Raw genomic sequence first — 23,403 nt, forward strand, 5'->3', positions numbered from 1 at the left:
CGACCTGGAAGCATTGCAACCGTCAATCAACCGATTGGCCACGGCGAAGTAACGCAAGCCCCCACGCGCTCATTATGCGTGAGGCACCAGCTCACCCTTCGCGCTCACAATTAGGTGAGGCACCTCGGACTAGAGTTTCGCTCAGCGGAAGGATCAGGAAAATGGCGGGAAACACCTCGACGCCCGGCGTCACTGTCACAAGTCGTTTGCTGGCGATTATCGGCGCATTCGACGAACGCCACCGCAGCCTGGCTCTCTCTGAGCTCGCCCACCGCGCGGGTCTGCCGGTTCCCACCGCACATCGACTCGCCGGCGAACTCGCTGCCGGAAGCGCTCTCCAGCGCCGGGAAGACGGGCGCTTCGAGGTGGGTCGGTTGTTGTGGGACGCGGGCCTGTTGGCACCCGTCGAGGGAAGGTTGCGGCAGGTCGCCGAGCCGTTTCTGCACGACGTCTACGCGGCGACTCTGGCCACCGTGCACCTCGCGATCCGGGAAGGCGACGAGGTGCTCTACCTCGAGCGGATGATGGGCCGCACGTCGGTGCCCATCATCAGCAGCGTCGGAAGCAGGCTGCCGATGCACAGCACCGGTGTCGGCAAGGTCCTGCTCGCGCACGCACCGTCGGAGGTCCAGGAACGCGTGTTTGCCAACCTGACTCGAATCACGCCCTACACGATCGTCGTCCGGCCGGTCCTCGCGACGCAGCTCGAACGAATCCGTCGAGACGGCGTCGCGACCACCAGCGAGGAGATGTCGCTCGGTGCATGTTCGCTGGCTGTCCCGGTGGTTCGGTCGTCCGACAACACCGTGGCGGCGGCGATCGGCGTGGTCGTGCCGAGCCTCAAACGCGATCGCCAGAGACTGCTCGGTGCCCTGCAGGTCGCCGCGCGCGGCATCGGCCGCTTGCTGTGACCGGCAGGGCACCATCGCAGAACTCTCAGTGATCGACGAGTTGCCGCGCCGAGTCGGCACCCTTATGGCCCAATTGCGCGGTCGGCACATCCTTTGTCTCTCGCGCCGTCAGCGCAGCAGCACTGGCGATGAGGCAGACGACGGCGGTGAAGATGCTGGTCGCCACCCAACCGCCTTCACTGACGCCACCGAGCGCGGTGACGATCGCCGGTGCGAAACCCGCAACCAGGAAACCCAATTGGGTGCCGATCGCCAGTCCGGAGAAACGAACCTTGGTCGAGAACATCTCGCCGTAGAACGAGGGCCAGACAGCGTTGGCCGCTGCGTAGCCGAACGAGAAGGTGGCTATAGCCAACGCGAACATCAGGACGTCGTTGCCACTGGTCATCGAAAGCAGATACAGCGGCATCAGTGCCGCGGACGACAACGCACCGTAGATGAACACCGGCTTGCGTCCGATACGGTCGGCAAGCTTTCCGAACAGCGGTTGGGTGCCCAGAGCCACGACGTTCGCGACCACGACCAGCCAGAGCGTCTCGTCCGCGTTCAGGCCCATCTTCTTGCCGTAGGCGATGGCCAGGTTGGCGAACACCGTGGAGACCGCGGCAATGAAGGCGCAGAAGATCACTCGGAGAACGTCGCGCCAGTGGTCGCGCAACAATGGCTTCAGCGGCATCCGGGCGATGGTGCCCGTGGCTTTCGCCTCTTCGAATTCCGGGGTCTCGTTCAGTCGGCGACGAATGAAGTAGGCGACCACCACCACGACGGCGCTGAGCCAGAACGGAACACGCCAACCCCACGAGAGCAGGTCCTCGTCGGGCAGCGCCACGACCGGGATCACCACGAGCGAGGCAAGAATCAGGCCGCCCTGAGTGCCCGTGAGGGTCCAGGAAGTGTAGAAGGCCCGCTGGTTGTCGGGAGAATGTTCAAGGGTGAGCGAACTGGCGCCCGCTTGTTCACCGGCGGCCGAAAAGCCCTGCAGCAGGCGGCACGTCACCAGGAGTATGGGTGCGAGTGCTCCCACCGACTCGTACGTCGGCAGGCAGCCGATGGCGAAAGTCGATGCGCCCATGAGGAGCAGCGTGAACATCAGCACGTTCCGGCGCCCGATCCGGTCGCCGAAGTGCCCGATCACGAACGCCCCGACCGGCCGGGCGATGTAGGCCACTCCGAGCGTGGCGAACGACTGGGCCAGCGCGACAGTCTCGTTGCCCTCGGGGAAAAAGATCTTCGGAAAGACCAATGCGGCGACGAAACCGAATACGAAGAAGTCGTAGTACTCGACGGCGCTACCCATGAAGCTGGCCAGTGCGGCCTTCTTGGGTGTCCGCTCTGGGGCGCCCGCAGGCACCCGGTCGGGTGGATTGCTGTCGATGACGCTCATGGGCTCCTCCTAGTTTTGGATGAAGTGGTTCTCACGGGCGGGAATTCACCCGACAAGACTGCGAAAGTGCCGGGACATGCGGGCGGCGTCCGGGGTGATCCCGGTGATCAGCTCGAACGCGGTGGTGGCCTGGTACACCGCCATGTGACCGCCATCGAGCGTTCGGCAACCGACCTCACGTGCCGCCGTCAGAAGCGCGGTGTTCAGCGGTCGATAGACGACGTCGGCGACCCACAGCCCGCGGTGCAGGAGGTTCGCCTCGAACGGCATGCCCGGGTGATCTGCCATTCCCGTTGGCGTGCAGTGCACTACCCCATCGCTGACCGGCAGCAACACTGACAGTTTGTCGAATGCCGAAGCGTCGACACGTGCGCTGGGGTGTCTTCCTGCCAACTCGCGAGCCAGTACGGTCGCCCGGTCGACGTCGAGATCAACGACGGTCAAATGCTCGGTGCCCAGATCGAGCAGCGCATGCCCGACCGCGGCGCCCGCTCCGCCGGCACCGACGAGTGTGACGTTCTGGGTGGCGGCGCCCGGTAGCCCTTCGACGAACCCGGTCCCGAAGCCAGGAGCATCGGTGTTGTAGCCGACCGTGCGGTCGTCCTCGAACACCACGGTGTTGACCGCGCCGAGTGCGGCCGCATCCTCGTCGAGTGCGTCGAGGTGATCGATCACCAACCGCTTACAGGGGTGGGTGACGTTGAGCGCGTTATAGCCCAGCGCGCGGGCCCAGCGCAGAACCTCGCCGACGCGTTCGGGCGCGACACCGGCCGTCGTCAGGTCAATGGTGCGGTACACGTAGTCGAGGCCATTGGCGCGGCCCTCTGCCATGTGCAGCGCCGGTGTCAGCGACGGGCCGACACCCTGGCCGACGAGGCCGACCAGATAGGGGCTGGAACTCACAGTGCACCGTCCTGATTAATGTACTAACTAGTTCGTACGTGCAGTAGAACACTGTGGTGCGTGTCTCGTCAAGGACCAGTAGTGACGGAGCTCTCTGATCAGCGGGCGGTGAGCCAGCCGACGACGACGTCGCCGATCATGCGTCGCAGGTGCGCGCGCTGCGCGACGTCCGTGAAGTCGACGCCGAACAGGAAGCCGAACGTATAGCGGTTGGCCACCTGGAATACGCAGTACGCGCTGATCACCATATGGACATCCAGGGCATCGACGTCATCACGGAAGACCCCCTGCGCGTGGCCGGAAGTTAGAATCCGATCCAGCACCGACGTGGCCGGCTGCGACAGATCGCGCAGCGAGTCGAGGCGGCTGATGAACTGGCCCCGGTGAATGTTCTCGATCGATACCAGCCGGATGAATGCCTGGTGATCGAGGTGATGATCGAACGTCAGCTCGGCAAGCCTGCGCATCGCGACGACGGGATCGACGTGGTCGACCTGCAAGCGCTGCTCGGCCTCGCGGATGCCCCGGTACGCGTTCTCCAGCACCGCCAGGTAGAGCTGTTCTTTGCCGCCGAAGTAGTAGTAGATCATCCGCTTCGTGGTGCGGGTGCGCTCGGCGATGTCGTCCACGCGGGCGCCGGAATAGCCCGACTCGGCGAATACCTCGGTCGCGACCGCGAGCAAGTCCGCGCGCGTGCGTTCGGCATCGCGCTGTAGCTCCGGGCGGGACTCGGCGGTCACCTTCGGCAGCTTACTGGCAGGACGGCGCATTACTCGGCACCTCTTCCCAACTAATTAACCAATTGGTACATTACGTTCGAATGGAGGCACCATGAAGACATCCATCGCCACCGTCTCGATCAGCGGCTCGCTCACGGAGAAAATGCACGCCTGCGCGGCGGCCGGATTCGATGGCGTCGAGGTCTTCGAGCCTGACCTCATCGCCAGCGACCACAGTCCCGAGGAGGTCCGAAGTCTCGCCCGACGCCTTGGCCTGTCACTGGATCTCTATCAGCCGCTGCGCGATATGGAGGGCGTCGACGAGACGACGTTCGCCGAGAACATGCGGCGCGCTGAAGCCACCTTCGTGACCGCGCGCCGCCTCGGCATAGGAACGGTCCTCGTGTGCAGCAATGTCGCGACCGCAACCGTCGACTCCGACGAGCACTCCGCGGGCCAGCTTCGCCGCTTGGGCGACCTGGCGCGGAAGTTCGACATCAAGGTCGCGTTCGAGGCGCTGGCTTGGGGTCGTTTCGTCGACGACTATCGCCGAGCTTGGCGGATCGCCGAGTTGGCCGACCATCCGGCGGTCGGACTCTGCCTGGACAGTTTCCACGTACTGTCCCGCGGTCACGACACCTCGGCCATCGCAGGCATTCCCGGCCACAAGATCTTCTATCTGCAGCTTGCCGACGCTCCCGCCCTGTCGATGGATGTGTTGTCCTGGAGCCGCCACCACCGGCTGTTCCCCGGTGAGGGCGATTTCGAGCTCGCGACCTTCGTGTCGCGTGTGTTGGCGGCCGGATACGACGGACCGCTGTCGTTGGAGGTGTTCAACGACACCTTCCGCCAGACCGACCCGGATCGGACGGCCTTGCACGCGCTGCGCTCACTGGTGTGGCTGCAGGACAAGGTGGCGGCACAGTCGGCACTGGTCGATACCAGGCGGTTACGGCCGGTGACAGATGCCAAGCCGCCCAATGGTTTTGACTTCGTCGAATTGAAAGCCGAGGACACGACCGAGGTTGAGGTTCTCCTCGAGCAGCTCGGCTTCACCCCGCGTGGACGCCACCGGACCAAGCCGGTGTCGCTGTGGGTCGCCGGTGATGCCCGTATCGTCCTCAATGAACAGCAAGCACGCGGTCTGGATCCGCACATCGCAGCGATAGGCCTTCAGGTGCCCGACGCCGACGCGACCACCAAACGGGCCGAGGACTTGATGGCTCCGCCCGCCTACCGCCGCACCTATGCTTCCGAACAGCCGATGGGCGGCGCCGTGGCCCCCGACGGTTCCGAGATCTTCTGGGTCACCGCGCCTCCGACCGGGCTGCCACCGGCGTGGGTCGACGAATTCGAGAACGGCATGCCCGTCAACACGGGTACCGCGGTGCGCGCCATCGACCATGTCAACCTTGCGCAACCATGGCAGACCGCCGATGAGGCGGTGCTCTTCTTGACGAGCATCTTCGAGCTCTCCGCCGATGCGCCGACCGAGGTGGCCGCACCCAAGGGCCTGGTGCGCAGCCAGGTGATGCGAACCGTCGACGGCGCGGTCCGGTTGCCCCTCAACGTCGCCCCGCATGTGCTCGACGATGCCGGGATGCCGCAACACATTGCCTTCGCATGCTCTGATGTGTTCGAGGTGGCGCGTCGGGCACGTGCGCGCGGTTTGGCGTTCCTATCGGTCCCCGACAACTACTACGACTATGTCGCAGGGCGTTTCGGCGTGGATGCCGATACGGTGGCGGCGTTGAGGCAGCTCGACCTGCTCTACGACCGAAGTCCCGATGGCGAGTTCGTCCACTTCTACACCCGCACGGTCGGCTCGGTCTTCTTCGAATTCGTCGAGCGCCGCGGCAATTACGACGGCTACGGCAGTGACAACGCCCCAGTCCGGCTCGCCGCCCAACGGGCAGGACGCCTCAGCGCAAAGCGATGATCGTGCGTGCGACCTACTGGACCGCAGCGATATACCGCAATGCCAGCACGTAACCCTGCACACCCAGCCCCGCGATCACGCCCGTCGCGACGGCGCTGATGTAGGACCGGTGTCGGAACTCCTCGCGGGTGTGCACATTGGTGATGTGCACTTCGATCAACGGCGCCCGTAGCTCGGCGCACGCGTCGCGTAGTGCAATGGACGTGTGCGTCAGCGCACCGGCATTGAGGATCACCGCATCACCCGCGTCGGCGGCCGCATGGACGAAATTGAGCAGCTCTGCCTCAGAGTCGCTCTGTCGCACAACGGCCTTCAGGCCAAGATCCTCGGCTTCGCCTTCGATCAGGGCGACCAGCTCGTCATGGGTTGTGCTGCCGTACTTCTCCGGCTCACGCTTGCCGAGGCGGCCGAGATTCGGCCCGTTGAGCACGAGCACGGTTTTCAACCGTGACTGCTCTTCCTGCGGTTCGCTCATCGCTATGCCACCTTTCCGATCACCGAGTAGGCCGCCGCCAGCAGCGACGGATCCGGCCCTTCCAGGCGTCCGGGCTTGCCGAGTCCATCGAGCACGACGAATCGCAGTACCCCAGCGCGCGTCTTCTTGTCGCCTGCCATGTATTCCAGCAGTTGCGGTAGGGCGTCGGCGTCATATTCGACCGGTAGCCCCAGCGCCTCGAGGACGGTCCGATGCCGATTTGCGGTGTCGTCATCCAGGCGACCGGCCAGCCGTCCCAGTTCGGCGGCGAAGACCAGGCCGACCGACACCGCTGCGCCGTGGCGCCATTCGTAGCGCTCCCGCCGCTCGATGGCATGGGCAAGGGTGTGGCCGTAGTTGAGGATCTCGCGAAGCTGCGATTCCTTTTCGTCGGCCGCGACGACCTCGGCCTTGACGGCGATCGCACGCCTGATCAGCTCGGGCAGCACGGTTCCCGTCGGGTCCACCGCGGCCTCGGGATCGGCCTCGATCAGGTCGAGAATGACGGGGTCGGCGATGAAGCCGGCCTTTACGATTTCGGCCATGCCTGCGACGAGTTCGTTGCGCGGCAACGTTTCCAGCGTCGCGATGTCGACGAGCACGGCGGCCGGTTGATGGAACGCACCGACCAGGTTCTTACCCGCATCGGTGTTGATCCCCGTCTTGCCGCCGACCGCTGCGTCAACCATGCCCAGCAGGGTGGTCGGCACGTGCACGATGTCGATTCCGCGCAGCCAGGTTGCGGCGGCGAAACCTGCGACGTCGGTGGCCGCTCCCCCGCCGAGACTGACGATCGCATCCTTGCGGCCGATACCGATGCGGCCCAACACTTCCCAGATGAACCCGAGAACCGGCAGGTCCTTGCCCTTCTCGGCGTCCGGGATCTCGACGCGATGTGCGTCGATCCCCTTGTCCGCCAGGGTGTTACGGATAACCTCCGCCGTCTGCGCGAGTGTCGGCTGGTGCAGGATGGCAACCTTGTGCCGACCGGCCAGGGTGCGCTCGAGTTCGCCGAGCAGGCCGGTACCGATGATCACTGGGTACGGCCGATCGACGAGCACCTCGACGGTGACCGGTTCACTCATGAGATCCCGCAGCTTTCTTGGCCGCCAGCGCCGACGGCGACGGGGGCGCCTCGTTGGTGGGGGCCGGTGTCAGCGTCGTAGGAGTGCGACGCCACGGTGGACGACGCCGTCGCCGCTGTTGGCGTGACATCTCCGAACTCTCGAGTCGGTCCACGATGTAGCGCACGACCGCGCCCGGATTGCGACGGTTGGTGTTCACCCGCAGTGTGGCGACCTTCCGGTACAGCGGGACTCGTTGGTTCATCAGCGCTTTGAACTTCTCGCCGCGGTCTCCGCCGGCCAGCAGCGGGCGCACCGTGGGTCCGCTGGTGCGGCGCACACCCTCGGCGGCGTTGATCTCGAGATAGATGACTGTGTGTCCGGCGAGCGCGTCTCGCACACCCTCGGTCGTGACGGCTCCTCCGCCCAACGACAACACGCCGTCGTGGGAGGCCAGCGCGGACCGGATGACGGTCTCCTCGATGCGACGGAACTCCGCTTCGCCGTCGACGGCGAAGATGTCGGCGATGGTGCGGCCGGTCGTCTCCTCGATCGCGGCATCGGTGTCCAGCAGCGTGAGGTCAAGCGCCTTGGCCAACCGACGGCCGATCGTCGACTTGCCCGATCCGGGCAACCCGATCAGCACCGCCTTCGGCGCCATCAGCCCGACGCCTGAACCGGCTGCGAGGACGGCTCGCGCTCGGCGACAGCACGCAAGTAGTTGTCGACATTGGCCCGCGTCTCGGTCAGCGAGTCGCCACCGAACTTCTCGAGGGTCGCCCGCGCCAGAACCAGCGCCACCATGGTTTCGACGACGACACCCGCGGCAGGCACCGCGCACACGTCGGAGCGCTGGTGGATCGCGACGGCCTCGTCGCCGGTGGCCATGTCGACGGTGGCCAGTGCCCGCGGCACGGTCGAGATCGGCTTCATCGCCGCCCGCACGCGCAGCGGCTGACCGTTGGTCATGCCGCCTTCCAGACCGCCCGCCCGATTGGTCGAGCGCATCACACCGTCGGCGCCGGGATACATCTCGTCGTGGGCGACGGTGCCGCGACGGCGGGCTGTCTCGAAGCCGTCGCCGATCTCCACGCCTTTGATCGCCTGGATGCCCATGACCGCGCCGGCCAGTTGGCTGTCGAGGCGGTTGTCGCCGCTCGTGAAAGAGCCGAGTCCGACGGGCAGCCCGTGGACCACCACCTCGACGATTCCGCCGAGCGTGTCACCGTCCTTCTTGGCCGCCTCGATCTCGGCGATCATCGAAGATTCAGCGGCCTGATCAAACGCGCGCACGGGACTCTCGTCGATGGCCGTCAGGTCACTGAACTGCGGAGGTGGACCGTCATAGGGCTTCGATGCGCCGATCGAGATGACGTGCGACAGCACCTCGACGCCGAGCACCTCCCGCAGCAGCGCCCGGGCGATCGTGCCCGCGGCGACCCGCGCAGCGGTCTCACGCGCGCTGGCCCGCTCCAGGACGGGTCGTGCGTCGTCGAAACCGTACTTGAGCATGCCCGCGTAGTCGGCGTGGCCGGGCCGCGGCCGGGTAAGCGGCGCGTTGCGAGCGCTCTCCTCGCCGAGCACGGATTCTTCGACCGGGTCGGCGGCCATGACCGTCTCCCACTTGGGCCATTCGGTGTTTCCGATCTCGATGGCGATCGGGCCGCCGAGCGTCAGGCCGTGACGGACTCCCGCGAGCACGGTGACCTGGTCTTTTTCAAACTTCATCCGGGCGCCGCGGCCGTAGCCCAAGCGGCGCCGGGCCAACTGGCCCGCGATCTCGTCGGAGGTGACGGGGACGCCGGCGATCATGCCTTCGACAACGGCCACCAGAGCGCGGCCGTGGGATTCACCAGCTGTAGTCCATCGCAACACGCGTCCCATCTTCCCATAGCTCACCCCTTGCGATTTCGGTGCGCATACGGTCGCTGAGCGATCGTTGGCGCACCGAAGTCGCTGTTAGGGGGTCGCGAGGCCGTCCAGGACCCGGCCGATCTCGGCGAGCGCATCGCGATGCGCGGACTTCTGGTCGTCGGCCCTAGCGACGATCATCGCCATTTCGCAGATCGCACCGAACAGGAACGACGCGAGCGGGCCGGGCCGCCGCGGCGCGATCCGGCCGGCATCGGCCGCGCGGGATATCGCGAGCTCCATCATCTCCAGCAGCGGAGCTTCGAGTCGGCGGATGCCCTCCCAGCCGATCGCGGCGTGCGCATCCAGCAGAACGATGCGCTGCAGACCGGGGTCGAGGCACTCGTCAAGGAACGCCCTGCAGCCCGCCTTGAAAGCGTCCCAGGGATCCTTCTTCCGCGCATAGGCCGCGGCGAGCGGAGTCCCCATCCCCTCCACCTCACGGCCGAACACCGCCTCGAACAACTGGCGCTTGCCCTCGAAGTGGTGATAGACCGCGCCCTTGGTCACCTTGGCGCGCGCAGCGACGGCGTCGAGTGACGTCGCGTCGTAGCCGTCACGGGCGAACAGCTCACGTGCGGCGTCCACGAGTGCGGCTGTCGTCGCCTCGGTGCGCTCGGCCTGGGTTCGTCTGGCCACCCTTGTCGCCACGGGCCGACCATAGCCCAACATGAGCCGGGTTCAGAGCACCCGATAGATGCGGTAGTCGATGTGGTTCGGCGACAGGACGTTGTAGCCGACAGTGACCAGGCCGGACAGCCATGCGTAGCGTTCGTCGGCGGTCTCGAACGTCGGCGTCGTCCGCACATAGGTCTCGTCGAATCCCAGTACCTCGCCTGCCGCCAGCCGCTCGAGCCCGTCCGCTGGGACCTTGATGATGCCGCGCGCCTCGCAGTGGATCAACGCGTCATCGTGGGTTCGGATGGTGGCACGGACGTCCACCCGCCCCACACCGTCGGATCCGACGAGAAGCCAGTCGCCGCCGCCGGGCAATAGCTCACCCTGCAATTTCGGCCCGGCGATAACACCGCCGGTCGTGATGAAGGTCATCCGCATACCCGCCGGAGTCGTGATCGGTTGTGCCGGTTGCAGGTTGACGTGCATATCGAAAAGGTGCTCAACCGGGAGCGAATCGATCAGCGGCAACTGATCGACCGGCGTTGCGGTGTTCACGTGGGGGTCCCCAGCGCGGCCTGCAGCTGCGTGCCGTCGACGAAGGTGTCCTTGCGGGCGACGAGCCCGTCAGGCGTCACGTTGACGACGTCGAGGCAGTCGAATCTGACGTCGCCGGAGATCAGAGCCCAGTCGAGAATCCAGTGGTCGTCGCCGAAGAGCACCCGGTAGGTCTCCCAGGTGAGATCGGGGAACTGGGCGAAGATTTCGGCGAAGGTGGCGCGCACCGCATCGCGGCCGACGACGGGGTCACCGCCCATGTGCATCCAAAAACGAGTGTCGGGCGTGTGCAGAGCCACGATCGCATCCGGATCATGGGCCGCCCACGCGGCGAAGTAGCGCTCCGAAATGGTTCTCAGGTCCAACTCAACAGTTTGCATACCCGCAGTATGCAATAGCATACTGTGAGTATGCAATAGCTAGGCGCGGCCGAACCCGTGCGTGGCCCCCATCGCCGAAAAGCCGTCGGCGACGGTCGCCGCCAACTCCAGGAACGCCTGGCGGGTCTGCCTGGTGAACAGCCTGATATCGATCTCAGATCCCTCGGCGAGATGATCGTCGAACGGAATCACATGCATCGCCCGCACATGCGGCAGGAACTGCCTGGCCAGCTGGTTCAGGTCCAAGCCGAGCTCCCCGGGCCGTGACGCGCTGAACACCACCGTCGCGCCGGGAACCAGATGGGAATAGCCATTGCGCTCCAGCCAACGCAGGGTCGCCCATGCGCTGCGCGCGGCATCGACAGCCGGCGATGCCACCACGATCACCATGGCGGCGTCATGCAGGACACCCGCCATCGCCGAATGCACCAGCCCTGTGCCGCAATCGGTCAAGATGATGTTGTAGAACCGCTGCAGAACGTCCAGGACGCCGCGATAGTCGGCTCCCGAGAACGCTTCCGAGGTGGCCGGGTCACGTTCGGAAGCCAAGATCTCCAGTCGGCTTGGACTCTGGGAGGTGTGCAACCGCATATCGGAATAGCGATCGATGTTCGGGTCGAGCAACACATCTCGCACAGTGGAACTGCAGTCGTCGGGTCCGCGCTGAGCAAGGGTGCCGAAATCGGGATTGGCGTCCACCGCGATGACGCGATCGCCGCGGGCGGCCGCCATGGTCGCGCCCAGGCCGACGGTAATGGTGGTCTTTCCGACGCCGCCTTTCTGGGACAGAACGGCGATGCTGGAAGGACCCCGCATCGGTTGGTTCACGCGGTCCATCAGAGTTCGATAGCCCGCTTCCCGCGTCGACACGCCCGGATTGAGGCCGGTCGCCCGGTGCACGGCGCCACGCCACCCGGTACGCGGTGCGGGCTCCTTATAGACCAGTCCGAGTTCGCCGTCGGTGGGCACCAGCGGCCGCGCGGTGCCAGCCGACGCCCTTGTGAACGGTGTCGGCGGCGCCGCACCGTCGTCGGGGTGGAACGGTTGGGTCATGGCCACTCCCCTTCTCAGTTCGGGGTCAACATGCCGAGCACTTGTTTGAGCGCCGCGGTCATATCCGAGACTTCGATACGCATCAGCGATGCCTCGTCCAGCTCGGCCAGATTCGCGCCGTGGCTTTCACTCAGTCGGTACTCGCGTTCCTCTTCGGCCGCCTCGATGACATTGCGCACGAACCGACCATTGCCGACAAGATCAATGCGTCGACGCATTTGGCCCGATGAGTCGAGCCCCTCGCCCTGGCACAAAGTGGCGCAGGTGGCGACCATCTCGTCGTAGGCCGCCTCTGACAACTCCGAGTCGCGGGACCGCGCGATGAGGCGCCCGATGTCACCCAACTCCAACGCGTTGTACGACTGGAATCGGATCCGTTTGGAGAAGCGTGAGGTCAGACCTTCGTTGGATCCGAGGAACCGGTCGATCTCGGCGTCGTACCCGGCGATGATCACAACCAGGCGGTCCCTGTCGTTCTCCATCCTGGCCAGCAGCGTGTCGACCGCCTCTTTTCCGAATGCGTCACCGCCCGAAAGCCCCGTCTGGATAAGCGTGTAAGCCTCATCGATGAACAGCACCCCGTCCATGGCCGAGTCGATCAGCGCCGTGGTCTTGATCGCCGTGCTGCCCAGATGCTGCCCGACGAAGTCCTTACGCTTCGCTTCGACGACGTTGGGTGTCCGCAACAATCCCAGTCCGCAATAGGTCTGGGCGACGACCCGCGCGATAGTGGTCTTGCCTGTGCCGGGCGGACCCGTGAACGCAAGATGCAGTGTTCGGGCGGCGGAGTTGAGCCCCTTGTCACCACGGACCTTTGCCAACATCGCGGTTGACTTCAGTTTGGCAACTTGAAGTTTGACCTCCGACAGACCGATCTGGCGGTCCAATTCGTGTTGCGCGGCGCGCAGGTATTCGTTGCCGCGTTCGGTCAGATCGTCACCGAGCAGATCGGCCGCGCTCGGTGCGCTGGTCGGATCCCAGCGGTCGGTGCGTGAATCGATCATCTCCTTCGACGTGATGACCAGGCGGTACTTCGGGTCGGCCAGTGCCGCGGCGTTGGCCTCGAATCCCGGCTCCTCGCTGTAGATCCGCTCGAAAATGACCCGTGCATCCTGCTCGCTGCCCATCTCACGCAGCGTCAGACCCTTGCAGAACTCCGCTGCCTTACGCGCAGCCGGGATCGGCCCCTCGATCGCCTGATCCAGTCTGCGGACACCCTCGCCGAACAGTCCCATCTGGGCGCACGCCGACCCCACCATCAAATGAGCGCCCGCAGCAATGTACTCGTCGCCAATCGACGCCGAATTGCTCAGCGCCGTGAGCACATCCGGCCACCGCTGGGTGGTGAAATGCAGGACCCCCCGGACGTAGGCGCAGATCTCGGCGGACTCAATGTCCCCGTCCGAAGCCGTCGCGCGCACCTCGTCCAGTTCGTCGAGCACGGACTCCGCCTCGTCGTAATCCTTGGCGCCGATCATGCTGGCCGCATATGCCAGCCAGATCTCCGTCTTGGTGCCCAGGGGATAATCCAGGTACAACCCCGTCTGGAACCGCCCGCTCAGCGCCCGGGGCGGAAGCCCCAGCCTTCTCTGCTCACGGAACAACGACGTGGTGCTGGTCCGATAGAGGTGATAGATCACCTCCGAGCTGGTGTCGCCCGCAGCAGCGCGGCCCAACCAGCCATCACACATGTCGGGGTCGTATTCGGTGGCCCGCTTGAACGCAAGCGCTGCATAGCCCACATCGCGTTCGGCCTCGAGCCCGTCGATCGGGATGCCAAGCGAGAGCACGCCGGCGTCGAACACCCGTTGCGCGTCGTTGGTACCACTCATTGAAGGTGACCTGTCTCCCCACTTCGCCGTACGCCCGTGCCGGACATGCGAGGTTAGACGCTCGAATTCGCCCGCGATTGTACTAAGTTCCGCGGTTGCAACGCGCGCCGTTTGTCTAACCTAGGTGTATGCGGCAACCGACCGTTCGATCAGCAAATGGAACGATCACCGTGCACACCTCCGAGCGTGGGCTTCCACTGGCGCTTCGTCTCGAAGAGACCGAACTGAAGCGACCGCTGCAGCAACTGGCCGCCGAAATCTTGTCGCTGTGCAGGTTGTCCGCGGCCAGGGCACAGGCCGCCCGCCGGCGCGATCTCGCCGAAAAGGGCTTCGATAGCACGGTGATTCGCACGCTCGGCCTTGCCACCGATGAAGACGTGATTCGTGCAGAGCACGAAGCTCTCGGTGATGACGAAGGCACGCCGCCGACGTGGATGAGATCGGTATGACCGGACTCGCCGACTCGTTGATCGCACGCATCGTCAAGCAGCGCGACCTGGTCCAGGCGATGGACGAGCACTGCCGATCGATCACGGCCAGGGTCACCAGCCGTGACCAGAACGTCAGCGTCGAAGTCGACGGCCTCGGTTCAATGACCGGACTCTGGTTCGGCCCCAATGCCCACAAGCTCGGCGCTGACGCGCTGGCCAAACTGGTCGTGGAAACCGCCCACGCCGCTGCCAAGGTCGCGGCGGACCGTCAGGCATACCTCACTGAGCAGTTGCACGAGCGCATGCGTGAACTCCAGCGGGGGCCCCTGACTCGTTGGGATGGAACGACTTTCGAGCCCGGCACCCGATAGCCCTTTGCCCCTGCACGACATTATCGTCGATACCGCAGGTAATCGTCATACACAGCGCAACGATAAGCTAGCTGAGCTCGACCTCCAACACGCCACGCGCACAATGGTTTTCCCGCACTGAGCCAACTGGAATCGATCGACTACATGGTGATGGGCTAACGGTTCAACTTCACCATCTCATCCCCGAAATGTAGGTCGGCGTGCTGAGTGACCCTGATCACAGCAGTCGACCATTTGCTCAGCAATTTGACGATACGTCAATTAAGAGAATTCGCTCGAGGGGGCCGCAATTGACAGGAAAAAGAATTAGCTGCACAGGTCTCTCACAGTTATAGTTGAATCCCGACTCATGCGGACCAGCCCTAACACCGAGCCGGGGAAGGTATTACAACAATGAGTGAGGCGTTTCATGCCGTTCCTGCGGGAATGGCGGACTTCTCGACAGCCAATCAGGTGGCTTCCGCGATGATCACTGCGGTCGGATCCGCGGATTCTGCGGCGATGCTCAATGCGGCGGCGGTAGCGCTGGGACCCATCGGCGCAACCTATCTAGCGGCCTACGGCCCTTCGCAGGCAAACAATTTGGCAGGCACACTGCTCGTCGGCGGTGTACACGCCGGTGTCAGTGCAGCCACCGATGCGTCAAAGGCCTCCATCGTCGCCACCGACCACGGATAGCGCGGCGGAGCACATGGCCGCTCTTTTGCCACCAACTCCGGTCAACCCCACAGGCGACCTAGCCCAGAATCTCCCTGGCTACGACGCAACGCCCGCTATTGCTGCTCAAGAGCAGAGTTTGCAAGAGTTTCTGAATTTGCCAGTAAAAGAAATTCTGGCTCGATTGGGGTTGCCGCCGATTGAAAAAGCGAAGCCGGATGAGAACGAGGCGCCGCCGGAAGAAGGCCAGCCACCGGACGCGGCCCCGCCGATGGACCCAAGCGCACTGATCAGTCCCGTCACCGACGCACTGGGAACCTTGGGGTCGGGTCTTTTCGAGGACGTCGATCCAGCCACGATGTTGGCGGGCATCTCTCAGGCGTTTCAGTCCACCAGTGGCTCGCTGCAAAAATCACTGGGGTCCGCCGAAGACGCATGGCAAGGCGCTTCTGGTGCCGCCGCGGCGGCCAAGACGGCGACAGCGATCGCCGACGGGGCCGAGGTCGGCGCCCAATCCGATGCGTTGCGGACGAACCTCGCAACGGCGACCGCCGATGTGGCGCAGGCCCGTGTGCGGATGATCGCGATCATCACCGAGTTTCAGGCGACCATGGCAGCGATCGGCCCGAGCATCATCTTTCCGTGGGGTTGGGCGGCCGCGATTGCGGCGGCGAACAAGGCGATCGCAGGCGCGGCCGAGGTGATCACGGAACTGCAGAGTTCGTTGGGCGCCAAGGCCGCGCAGGTGACGACAGCAGGGGCGCCGGTAGGCGTTACCGCAGCCCCCGGGGCGGGTGCCTCACCGATGGGCAGCCTGGCAAAACCCCTGATGTCAATGGCCATGAAGGCTGCCCAGGCAGGCGCCAATGCGGGCACAGGAGCCGCGTCGGCGGCCAATAGTGCTGCCGCTCAACCGGATGTGGCCCCACCGATTGGCGCCGGCGCCGCCGGGGCGCCGCTTTCGGGTACCGGACGAACTGGCGGTGGCGGCGGCGGCGGCGGTGGCGGCGGCGGCACACCCGCATTGCGCTCGATCGCCTCACCTCCCATGGTGCAGCCGGAAACAGGTGCCGCGCCGGCACAAACCGCGTCGGCACGCGGCCCGGGAGGCGCCGTCCCGATGGGCGGCGCGGGCATGATGGGCGCACCGTACGGCGCAATGGGCGGGCAAGGAGCCAACTCGACATCGAACAGCCACACCGCGGCGTCGTTCCTGCACACCAGCGACCAAGGCGGCGAGATCGTCGGTGATCTCGGCACCGCGGCACCCCCAGTCCTCGGGGAGGCCGATCCCAACGAGTCCCCGGATATCGAACTCCGGATCTAGATAGGTATTTGAAGGAGAAGCGCAATGACCGATAGCGGCGGACTGTCGATCCAGCCCACCGAGGTGGCCGAGATCAGTCGTCAACTCGACGAACTCGCCGGCCGTGCCGAGCGGGTGCTGAGCGACGAGGCAGCCAACCTCACCGTAACCGCATCGGGCCGCGATGAGGTGTCGCAGCGAGTTGCAGGCACCCTCAACGAGGTTCACACATCGTTCGGAACATCGACCGAACAGGCGCTCGCCGAGATGCACGAGGTCGCCGCGACTCTGCGTGGCCAATCGGAAAGCGTCTCGGCCGCCGACGAGGGCTTCATCTCCTGACATGGGCTTCACCAACGTTGTGTGGGCCTCGCGCAGCACGGAGCAACTGGCTCGCGACCTCACCGAGGGGCCAGGGCCGGCATCCGTCGGAGGAGCCGGTGCAGCGTGGGTGCGGGTCGCCAACGAATTGGCTAATGTGTCAACCGATTTCGACAAGCTCCTGATGCGCCTCAACGCGGTGTGGGAAAGTCAGGCTTCAGGCGCTGCTTCACGACGGTTGGAGGAGTTCGGCAAGTGGCTGCAGGCGGTCAGTCTCAGCGCCGCTGCCAACGGTGAGCGGGCCGAAGAGGCCGCCGTCGCCAACACCGTGGCTGTGCTGGCCATGCCCAGTGTGCCCGAGGCGATAGAGGCCAAGGCCGCACAAGACATGATGGCGTCCTTGGCGGCGTACAACGGCGCCGTGCTCACGGGCAGCTTCGCTGAGTTCGATGAAGCTGCTACCGCCGATGCGGCCAACGCCGCCACCGTCATGACGCAGTATGAGGAAGCCGTCGCTCACCTCGCGCAACCGTGGGAACAGCCGCTGCCGCCGCAGGTGTCGAATGGCAACGCGTTGGCAGCCGAGCAGAATGGCCATGGCGCAGCCGCAGGCGGTGGCGGTGGTGGGGCGGCCGGTGCCGGCGTGCCTGCGATACCGCTGGCACCGATGACCGCCCGCGAGGTCCAATCGACCACGGACCCGAAGGGCTTGCAGAAGACGGGATTTGCGTCGGCTGGCGGTTCCGGCGCGGCTGGAATGGGCGGTGCCCCCTTCGCCCCGATGGGTGCGATGGCGCGAGGCGACCACACTCGCGACTATGAATCGACGCAGCCCGCGGCCGCGCTCGACGGCGCAGGCGACCCGGGGGCGGGGCTGTCCGACTCCGGGCAATCCTGGCTGCCCACCACAGAGCAGAACGACTCGCCGTTCATGGTGTCCAGCGTCAGCTGGGGGCCCGACACGGCAGTGTTCGACGAACTCTCGGCACCCGAAGAGCCCGCGGCCGAGGGTTACGCGGAGGAGCCGGAGCGCGCGCTGGAACGGGTCGACGACCGCTGGGTGGCCCCCCCGGTGATCGGGGTGGATCGCGAGCTGACACTGTGAATAGCACTCTCACAACGCATTTCGTTCTGACCGAGGATGAGGTGCAGGTCGTCGCATCTCGCGTCGATGTCCAGGCGCTGCCCGTAGTGCTTGCCGTACGGCCGCGGCACGGCACCGATACGGCACACAACGCCGCAGTCGACCATGCCACCCGGGCGCTGACCGGACGGGGACTGATCCACAACGGAGAGGTGACACCCGATCTCGTGGCACTGCTGCGGGCGTTGCAGCGACCCGATCGAGAGCTGGCGATGCGGCTTGTCACTCCCGACGGCATAGCCCGAGTCTCGGTGATATGTTCGGGCGCACAATGCATTTCGGCGCGTCGAATCGAAGATGAGATCGTGTTTGAGGTTGCCGAGGGCCAACCAAGCCTTACCCTCGCAGCCCGAGTTCTGCTCGCTCATCTGCCCTCGGCGCCCGCCGCAGAGATCGCCGCCGTTGGCGCTCCGCTGGATACTGCCAGTGAAGCGCTTTCCGGCACCAACGACGCGACCGAGCTGTCCGACCGCATCCGCACGTTCGGTGCAGAACCGCGCACCGCGATGCTTCTCGGTTCGGCACTGGCCTCTCGGCAGGCATTCGCCGAGATTGTGTACTACGCACTGGACGGTGACGAGGACCGGATCTCACGATGTCCGGCCGCCGTCGGCGTCTTCTACACAAAGCGTGGTCGCATTGTCGCTGGGCCGAGCGCATCGCCGGTGGGGCAACTGTGGACGACGTTGAAGGGTGGCTCCGACCATGCCATCGGGCAGGCGATCGGTGCGCTCGTGGAGCTTTCGGGCGGATGGGGGGACTTCTAGACGTACTGCACCCCGATCAGATCGATGCACACGCGGCAAATACAACCAGAGAGGAGTAGGAAACGACATGTCAGTTTCGCTCACACCCGCAGAGGCTGAACAGAAGATTCAGCAGATCACCGATGCGCGCGACCAAGCAGTCGCCAAGCTGAACCAGATCAGCGACACACAGCAGACCATGCTGACCTCCGCCTGGCGCGGGAGTTATGCAAGCGGCTATGGCAACACCGCGCAACAACAGCGCGAGGAGTTCGATCAACTCATCGCGACGCTGAACGACATCGTGGAGAAGGGCTCCACGCACATGCGGTCAGTTGCCAACCTGGACAACGGTTAAGGAGACATCGAGTCATGAGTGAAATTCATTACAACTTCGGTCAGAACTTCGCCTCGCTCGACGACGTCAGTGGCGGCGTCCAGGCAATTCAGGAAGTCCGCGCCGACATCGCGTCTATCTTCAACACCCTGGCCACGGTCTATGAGGGCGAGGGTTCCCTCGCACTCAACCAGGCGCAGGTGAAGGTGAGCGAGATGATGGACGAGGCTCTCAACAATGTCGCCAACACACAGCAGCAAGCCGTCGACCAGCAGTCGGCCATGCAGGCGATGGACCGGGCCAACGCCTCGGCCTTCTGACATCTTGCCCAAGGCCCGGGCTCGACACCGGGGAGGACGAGCCCGGGCCTCACATCATTTATCAAGAGGTAGCACATGGCCGGATCGACCGATCAAAACATCGAATTCGCCGAGACTTTCCACGATGGCGCCGAATACGCCACGAAGGGTGATGAAGACGGGGACGGGTTCGTCAAATTCAGTGAGACGGCCTGGCGTTCCTGGGACACCGCGATCAACGCCTTCATTGAGGACATCGACGACAAGATACTGACCAAGGTCGCCGACCTCAGCGACATCTCGACACACGTCGGCACCCTCGTCTCGGCAACGGATACCAGAACCCTGCTCAACGAGACGGCACCCGAAGAAATCGAGGCGGCCGTCAAGAACTACCGGAAGTACCTCGTTGAGCTTCAAAAGGGAATCAAGGTCGCCTACGAGCGGCTCAACGATGTAGACAGTGGCTAGCACCGCCAGATAGACGAGAGGGGTCTGGCACGTGTGCGGAGACGATCCAGCAGCACCGGACATCAACAAAGAAGATGTCTCCAAAGACAACGACAATGAACTGTCCGACGGTATTACAGCCTCCGACGGTCAGGAATCGCTGACCGCCGCCGGCCTGAAACCCCGCTTACTGGAAGCCTTCGGGACCAGAACCTTCGAAGACGTGTGGAACGAGGTCAAAGGCATACAGACCGACGCCGCCCCGTCGCGATTGGATGAGCGGTGGCGAAGCATTGGAGAACAACTTCATACCTCCGTACTCGCCTTCGAACGAGAAGTGAAGAGCCTGAAGGAATCCGGCGACTGGGAAGGCAAGACCATCGAGGCGGCATTCACCAATGCCGTCGAGTCAGTGTCCGAACCCTTCTATACCGGCACGGCGGCGCTGCGGGGCGCAGAACTGGTTCACAAATTCCGGGACACCCTCACCTACGTCTACGACAATCTCGTCAAAGACCCACTCGGCGAGTTCGACAACATGTATCAGAGGTACGAACACGACCGTGACAACAGAAGGCAACCGATCGAAAGCGCCCCAGGACAGCAGTCCTATTACTACGAAGAAACGACTGAGGCCGAGAAAGAGGCGATCCGTCAGTACTACAACGAGTACATGCGAATCGTCATGAACCACAGCTACAAACCGAACATCAACGCCATCTACGACAATTATCCGCATTTCAGGGATAGCACCGCGGCGGCCGAGCCGGTCGATATCCCCGGCTTACCCGAGAAACCGGGCGCCAACAACGAGACCGGAGGCAACAACACGACCACCGGTGGCTATAACGGGTCACCCTTCAGTGGCGGCGGGTCGACGCCCAATTTCGGCAGCGCATCGCCTTCGATCCCGAAAAGTCCTGGGCCGTCTCTGCCGACGGGGCTAGGTGACCAGCCCAACCTACCGACAACACCGGCTGACGGCACCGGTCCCGGCCAGCCAACCGGCCCGTCACCATCCGATCCGTCGCAGGCAACCGGCGCGGCGAGCGGTCTGGCCAACGGCCTCGGCAAGGCGCTTGGGTCGGCCACTCAGGCTGCGAAGGCGTCGCCCACCGGGCTTCCGAGCAATGCCGGAAAGAAGCCAAGCCTCCCCGAGGGCGCTCTTCAGCTCGGGAAGGGCGGCGCAAGTTCGGGCACCGCGGGCAAGAGTGGCGGTGGCGCAGGCCTCGGCGGTCTGCCGAAAGAACTTTCACGACTTCCGGGTCTGGCGGCCGCGGCAACGCAGGCTGACGGCGCCGGAGCGTCGCGACCGGCAGCGGGCGCTGGTGCGGGCGCTATGGGGCCGCCAGGTACACCCGGCGGTGCCGGACATGGCGCGGGGGCTGCGCAAGGAAAGGAGCACAAGGTCAACAAGGCGCTACGGAGTCGCCAGAACGGAAGCGAGATCGCCGGCGAGGTAGACGCCGTCGTGCCGGTGATCGGTGAGGATCACGGCCAGGGAGCCGAGTCGGGCAGCCCAGAACGCCGGCGGCCCCCTGCGCCATTGGATCGAGGTCACCGCGAAGAGGTCGTGCAGCGTGCAGGATCCGAAGCCGAGCAGCGGCACCGACAACAGTTGGTACCACCCGAGGGGAATCGCTAGCGCGGTGCACATTTATGACGCGCAACCTTGGCACGCTTACGGTTTTGGAGCTTCACACCTTCTGCCAGGAATACGGACGGGGTGCGCTGCCCTATCCATTCCGCTTCACCAAACCCGTTCCATACCGCTACGAAGGCGAGCTGAGGTCCTACCGCACGGGATTGATGGAGCGATTCGCCGCCGGCGAGTTCGCGCATCTTCGACGCTGGTTGGATGTTCAGTTGCGGGATGCGGAGATTCGTGTCGAGTCAATGTTCATGAACACACGCGAAATCACCGCCGCATTCTCGGCAACCCGATGGCATGATCTGGGCTTCATCGCCAACCAGGGGGCAGATGACGTCATATCCGTACGCCAAATGTCGGCCTACGAGATCGGAACAGAGATCGCAAAGCTCGCCGCGCTGTCCGGTGTGCCGGGTTCGCATTCCAAGGTGTCTGTTCCCAGCCTGGACGTGAGAGCGCGCCCGACCGCCGGCTCGCGTGCCGACTCTGCCATCTTCGACGAAATGACGACTGTCGATCCGCTGAACGTCATTTCTTTCGACGAACTGGTGGCTGGTGGCGAAATACACACCGATCATCGTCCACCCACGCAGTGGGCGCCCGATCGGACAAAGGAATTCATCGGCTGGATCACCACCGCCGACGGAGACTACGTGGTGCAGGCGCCCTACGAATTCGCGACACCGGTGACACGGACCCAGTTGACCCGAAGCATCAACCGCTTGATCGCCGGTGATGTCGCCGAGCTTCGTGACCTGCGCGCTGAGCAGGACCCAGCTAGCGAACAGTAGTCACGCGGTGTTGCGAAACCACCTGCGGCGGTGTCGTAATCCGCACGACCATCGCCGTGGTACTCACGTTGTATTCGGTTGCCGTCAAGAGCACGGTCGATCCTGTTGTCAATAGTCCCCCCTCTGCCAGGCTCACCAGCGCGGCCGCCTGGGCAGAGACGCTGAGATACCCATGTTCGAGGTGGAACCGATACAAGTCGTCGCTCCACGGCAACCCGAACTCGCCGGCCAGGTGGCGATACGGTTCGCCGCTGCGTGAACTGGGCGCGACGAAATGCGTCACCTCTGATGGCGAAATGCCCGAGTCACCAAGCGCGAAAAGTATTGCATTGCGGATCATCTCGACCATAGCCGCCACCGACGAGGCAGTCTGGCTGGACACTGCTCGTGCATAGACATCACGGAACTCTTCGTTAGGCTGCAACTCCCAATACCGGTCGTCCGACCGCCACGCTTCCGCATGTTCTGGGCAGCTCGCACTTCCCGAGCCGAGGATCTGTGCGAATCCATTCGGGCCGATGACCGCTGCGCTCGCCAGATCGGCGCCGGGTTCGCCACTGTCGTTGCGGGATACCGCGAACCGATCGGTCCATGACCAGTTGTCCGCGGCTGTACAGACGACGGCCCTGTCGCTGCCCCGCATTCGGTCGGCCAGGACCCACGACGATAAACCACCGGCGCAGAACTGGCGAACCTCGAAGGCGTTGCCGTGGGATCCCAGGAGGGCCGCCTGAATCGCGTGGTGTGCCGGCCACGACCGCGTGCCCTGTGGTCCGCTACCCGTGTGGATCAACCAGTCGAACCGGTCCGGCGCGATTCGGCAGTTCTCGACGGCGGGCCGTCCCGATTCGATCGCCATGTCGACGGGTGTGCGACCCGGGTCCTGGCACACGGAACGCCACTCGGGGGCCGATGCCACTTCCTCCGATACCGGGGTGGCGACCGGCAGCAGCACTGAGACGGCAGTCAAAAAGGAATCCGTCACGTCGCCACACGTTACGCCCAGGCATCGTCCTGCTGTTCGAGATGGTCCGCGGCGGCCCTCAGGCTTCTTGCGTAGTGGTCGAGCAGGTTAGTCTTAGCATCGATCGAGCCCGCCACCCAGTCCTACTGAGATCGGTAACCCTGCGCACCGACAGCGAACTGGTTGCCGAT

25 protein-coding genes and 2 pseudogenes are annotated in these 23,403 nt (G+C 64.6%); 14 read left to right on the forward strand and 13 right to left on the reverse strand.

Annotated features, from left to right (window positions below; translation table 11 throughout):
* The first annotated feature begins 161 nt into the window (after positions 1-161).
* The gene (locus CSQ99_RS24410) at positions 162-911 is read left to right on the forward strand and encodes an IclR family transcriptional regulator (RefSeq protein ID WP_099041587.1); all 750 of its coding nucleotides are present in this window, start codon (positions 162-164) and stop codon (positions 909-911) included.
* Positions 912-936: 25 nt separating this feature from the next.
* Here the strand turns inward: CSQ99_RS24410 and CSQ99_RS24415 are convergent, their stop codons facing one another.
* The 3 genes from CSQ99_RS24415 to CSQ99_RS24425 form a co-directional block, all read right to left on the reverse strand.
* On the reverse strand, positions 937-2,295 hold the full coding sequence (locus tag CSQ99_RS24415; RefSeq protein WP_099041588.1) for an MFS transporter: 1,359 nt from the start codon (positions 2,293-2,295) through the stop codon (positions 937-939).
* Positions 2,296-2,340: 45 nt separating this feature from the next.
* A complete protein-coding gene (locus CSQ99_RS24420; RefSeq protein WP_099041589.1) occupies positions 2,341-3,198 on the reverse strand; it encodes a shikimate dehydrogenase in 858 nt (285 codons plus the stop codon).
* A 98-nt stretch (positions 3,199-3,296) separates the two neighbouring features.
* On the reverse strand, positions 3,297-3,968 hold the full coding sequence (locus tag CSQ99_RS24425; protein WP_425437867.1) for a TetR/AcrR family transcriptional regulator: 672 nt from the start codon (positions 3,966-3,968) through the stop codon (positions 3,297-3,299).
* Between the two features lie 61 nt (positions 3,969-4,029).
* Between CSQ99_RS24425 and CSQ99_RS24430 the strand changes: the two genes are divergently transcribed.
* Positions 4,030-5,856, forward strand: coding sequence for a bifunctional sugar phosphate isomerase/epimerase/4-hydroxyphenylpyruvate dioxygenase family protein (locus tag CSQ99_RS24430; protein WP_099041590.1), 1,827 nt, complete (start codon positions 4,030-4,032; stop codon positions 5,854-5,856).
* Between the two features lie 13 nt (positions 5,857-5,869).
* Here CSQ99_RS24430 and aroQ read toward each other — a convergent pair whose 3' ends face one another.
* The 9 genes and pseudogenes from aroQ to eccA form a co-directional block, all read right to left on the reverse strand.
* Complete coding sequence (gene aroQ / locus CSQ99_RS24435; protein ID WP_099041591.1) at positions 5,870-6,331, reverse strand: type II 3-dehydroquinate dehydratase; 462 nt, start codon at positions 6,329-6,331, stop codon at positions 5,870-5,872.
* A 2-nt stretch (positions 6,332-6,333) separates the two neighbouring features.
* Entirely contained in the window at positions 6,334-7,416 is a 1,083-nt protein-coding gene (gene aroB, locus CSQ99_RS24440; protein WP_099041592.1) for a 3-dehydroquinate synthase, read from the reverse strand.
* A 139-nt stretch (positions 7,417-7,555) separates the two neighbouring features.
* Positions 7,556-8,056: pseudogene (locus tag CSQ99_RS24445) on the reverse strand (shikimate kinase); the annotation flags it as partial.
* Positions 8,056-9,270 (reverse strand): chorismate synthase, encoded by a 1,215-nt coding sequence (aroC, locus tag CSQ99_RS24450; RefSeq protein ID WP_099041625.1) that lies wholly within the window; start codon positions 9,268-9,270, stop codon positions 8,056-8,058. The pseudogene CSQ99_RS24445 and the gene aroC, both read right to left, overlap by 1 nt.
* 84 nt (positions 9,271-9,354) lie before the next feature.
* On the reverse strand, positions 9,355-9,957 hold the full coding sequence (locus CSQ99_RS24455) for a TetR/AcrR family transcriptional regulator (RefSeq protein WP_099041626.1): 603 nt from the start codon (positions 9,955-9,957) through the stop codon (positions 9,355-9,357).
* A gap of 30 nt (positions 9,958-9,987) precedes the next feature.
* Positions 9,988-10,479 carry a DUF3237 domain-containing protein gene (locus CSQ99_RS24460; RefSeq protein WP_099041594.1) on the reverse strand — a complete coding sequence of 164 codons (492 nt, stop codon included), beginning with the start codon at positions 10,477-10,479 and terminating at the stop codon, positions 9,988-9,990.
* On the reverse strand, positions 10,476-10,859 hold the full coding sequence (locus CSQ99_RS24465; protein ID WP_099041595.1) for a nuclear transport factor 2 family protein: 384 nt from the start codon (positions 10,857-10,859) through the stop codon (positions 10,476-10,478). The genes CSQ99_RS24460 and CSQ99_RS24465 overlap by 4 nt, the downstream gene beginning before the upstream one ends.
* A gap of 39 nt (positions 10,860-10,898) precedes the next feature.
* Positions 10,899-11,882 (reverse strand): annotated as a pseudogene (locus CSQ99_RS24470) (MinD/ParA family ATP-binding protein); the annotation flags it as partial.
* Positions 11,883-11,926: 44 nt separating this feature from the next.
* Entirely contained in the window at positions 11,927-13,744 is a 1,818-nt protein-coding gene (gene eccA / locus CSQ99_RS24475; protein WP_099041597.1) for a type VII secretion AAA-ATPase EccA, read from the reverse strand.
* 128 nt (positions 13,745-13,872) lie between these two features.
* Between eccA and CSQ99_RS24480 the strand changes: the two genes are divergently transcribed.
* From CSQ99_RS24480 to CSQ99_RS24535, 12 genes are all read left to right on the forward strand, one after another.
* Positions 13,873-14,193, forward strand: a complete 321-nt coding sequence (locus tag CSQ99_RS24480) for a hypothetical protein (protein WP_099041598.1) — start codon at positions 13,873-13,875, stop codon at positions 14,191-14,193.
* Entirely contained in the window at positions 14,175-14,546 is a 372-nt protein-coding gene (locus tag CSQ99_RS24485) for a YbaB/EbfC family nucleoid-associated protein (RefSeq protein ID WP_245909065.1), read from the forward strand. The genes CSQ99_RS24480 and CSQ99_RS24485 overlap by 19 nt, the downstream gene beginning before the upstream one ends.
* 393 nt (positions 14,547-14,939) lie before the next feature.
* On the forward strand, positions 14,940-15,224 hold the full coding sequence (locus tag CSQ99_RS24490) for a hypothetical protein (RefSeq protein ID WP_099041600.1): 285 nt from the start codon (positions 14,940-14,942) through the stop codon (positions 15,222-15,224).
* Between the two features lie 163 nt (positions 15,225-15,387).
* Positions 15,388-16,530 carry a hypothetical protein gene (locus CSQ99_RS24495; RefSeq protein WP_099041601.1) on the forward strand — a complete coding sequence of 381 codons (1,143 nt, stop codon included), beginning with the start codon at positions 15,388-15,390 and terminating at the stop codon, positions 16,528-16,530.
* A 24-nt stretch (positions 16,531-16,554) separates the two neighbouring features.
* Positions 16,555-16,851 (forward strand): PE family protein, encoded by a 297-nt coding sequence (locus CSQ99_RS24500; protein WP_099041602.1) that lies wholly within the window; start codon positions 16,555-16,557, stop codon positions 16,849-16,851.
* A 1-nt stretch (position 16,852) separates the two neighbouring features.
* A complete protein-coding gene (locus tag CSQ99_RS24505) occupies positions 16,853-17,935 on the forward strand; it encodes a PPE domain-containing protein (protein WP_099041603.1) in 1,083 nt (360 codons plus the stop codon).
* Positions 17,932-18,741 carry an ESX secretion-associated protein EspG gene (locus CSQ99_RS24510; protein ID WP_099041604.1) on the forward strand — a complete coding sequence of 270 codons (810 nt, stop codon included), beginning with the start codon at positions 17,932-17,934 and terminating at the stop codon, positions 18,739-18,741. The genes CSQ99_RS24505 and CSQ99_RS24510 overlap by 4 nt, the downstream gene beginning before the upstream one ends.
* A 67-nt stretch (positions 18,742-18,808) precedes the next feature.
* Positions 18,809-19,078 carry a WXG100 family type VII secretion target gene (locus CSQ99_RS24515; RefSeq protein ID WP_176561204.1) on the forward strand — a complete coding sequence of 90 codons (270 nt, stop codon included), beginning with the start codon at positions 18,809-18,811 and terminating at the stop codon, positions 19,076-19,078.
* Between the two features lie 14 nt (positions 19,079-19,092).
* Complete coding sequence (locus CSQ99_RS24520; RefSeq protein WP_099041606.1) at positions 19,093-19,377, forward strand: hypothetical protein; 285 nt, start codon at positions 19,093-19,095, stop codon at positions 19,375-19,377.
* Between the two features lie 75 nt (positions 19,378-19,452).
* Positions 19,453-19,827: a hypothetical protein gene (locus tag CSQ99_RS24525; RefSeq protein WP_099041607.1), complete on the forward strand. Its 375-nt coding sequence runs from the start codon at positions 19,453-19,455 to the stop codon at positions 19,825-19,827.
* A 31-nt stretch (positions 19,828-19,858) separates the two neighbouring features.
* Positions 19,859-21,451 (forward strand): hypothetical protein, encoded by a 1,593-nt coding sequence (locus CSQ99_RS24530; RefSeq protein WP_099041608.1) that lies wholly within the window; start codon positions 19,859-19,861, stop codon positions 21,449-21,451.
* A gap of 14 nt (positions 21,452-21,465) precedes the next feature.
* Entirely contained in the window at positions 21,466-22,248 is a 783-nt protein-coding gene (locus tag CSQ99_RS24535; RefSeq protein ID WP_099041609.1) for an ESX secretion-associated protein EspG, read from the forward strand.
* Here CSQ99_RS24535 and CSQ99_RS24540 read toward each other — a convergent pair.
* A complete protein-coding gene (locus CSQ99_RS24540; RefSeq protein ID WP_141562728.1) occupies positions 22,235-23,233 on the reverse strand; it encodes a beta-ketoacyl-[acyl-carrier-protein] synthase family protein in 999 nt (332 codons plus the stop codon). The two genes, CSQ99_RS24535 and CSQ99_RS24540, sit on opposite strands and share 14 nt — an antisense overlap.
* Positions 23,234-23,403 lie beyond the last annotated feature (170 nt).

The sequence above is a fragment of the Mycobacterium neglectum genome, assembly GCF_002591975.1.
Taxonomy (GTDB): Bacteria; Actinomycetota; Actinomycetes; order Mycobacteriales; family Mycobacteriaceae; genus Mycobacterium; species Mycobacterium neglectum.

Excerpts from the sequence above, each read along its gene's own strand:
- CSQ99_RS24480 (WP_099041598.1), top strand. The coding sequence starts at position 13,873 with ATGCGGCAACCGACCGTTCGATCAGCAAATGGAACGATCACCGTGCAC.
- CSQ99_RS24465 (WP_099041595.1), bottom strand. The coding sequence starts at position 10,859 with ATGCAAACTGTTGAGTTGGACCTGAGAACCATTTCGGAGCGCTACTTC.
- aroB (WP_099041592.1), bottom strand. The coding sequence starts at position 7,416 with ATGAGTGAACCGGTCACCGTCGAGGTGCTCGTCGATCGGCCGTACCCA.
- CSQ99_RS24490 (WP_099041600.1), top strand. The coding sequence starts at position 14,940 with ATGAGTGAGGCGTTTCATGCCGTTCCTGCGGGAATGGCGGACTTCTCG.
- CSQ99_RS24500 (WP_099041602.1), top strand. The coding sequence starts at position 16,555 with ATGACCGATAGCGGCGGACTGTCGATCCAGCCCACCGAGGTGGCCGAG.
- eccA (WP_099041597.1), bottom strand. The coding sequence starts at position 13,744 with ATGAGTGGTACCAACGACGCGCAACGGGTGTTCGACGCCGGCGTGCTC.
- CSQ99_RS24535 (WP_099041609.1), top strand. The coding sequence starts at position 21,466 with ATGACGCGCAACCTTGGCACGCTTACGGTTTTGGAGCTTCACACCTTC.
- CSQ99_RS24415 (WP_099041588.1), bottom strand. The coding sequence starts at position 2,295 with ATGAGCGTCATCGACAGCAATCCACCCGACCGGGTGCCTGCGGGCGCC.
- aroQ (WP_099041591.1), bottom strand. The coding sequence starts at position 6,331 with ATGAGCGAACCGCAGGAAGAGCAGTCACGGTTGAAAACCGTGCTCGTG.
- CSQ99_RS24425 (WP_425437867.1), bottom strand. The coding sequence starts at position 3,968 with ATGCGCCGTCCTGCCAGTAAGCTGCCGAAGGTGACCGCCGAGTCCCGC.
- CSQ99_RS24505 (WP_099041603.1), top strand. The coding sequence starts at position 16,853 with ATGGGCTTCACCAACGTTGTGTGGGCCTCGCGCAGCACGGAGCAACTG.
- CSQ99_RS24520 (WP_099041606.1), top strand. The coding sequence starts at position 19,093 with ATGAGTGAAATTCATTACAACTTCGGTCAGAACTTCGCCTCGCTCGAC.
- CSQ99_RS24525 (WP_099041607.1), top strand. The coding sequence starts at position 19,453 with ATGGCCGGATCGACCGATCAAAACATCGAATTCGCCGAGACTTTCCAC.
- CSQ99_RS24515 (WP_176561204.1), top strand. The coding sequence starts at position 18,809 with ATGTCAGTTTCGCTCACACCCGCAGAGGCTGAACAGAAGATTCAGCAG.
- CSQ99_RS24410 (WP_099041587.1), top strand. The coding sequence starts at position 162 with ATGGCGGGAAACACCTCGACGCCCGGCGTCACTGTCACAAGTCGTTTG.
- CSQ99_RS24430 (WP_099041590.1), top strand. The coding sequence starts at position 4,030 with ATGAAGACATCCATCGCCACCGTCTCGATCAGCGGCTCGCTCACGGAG.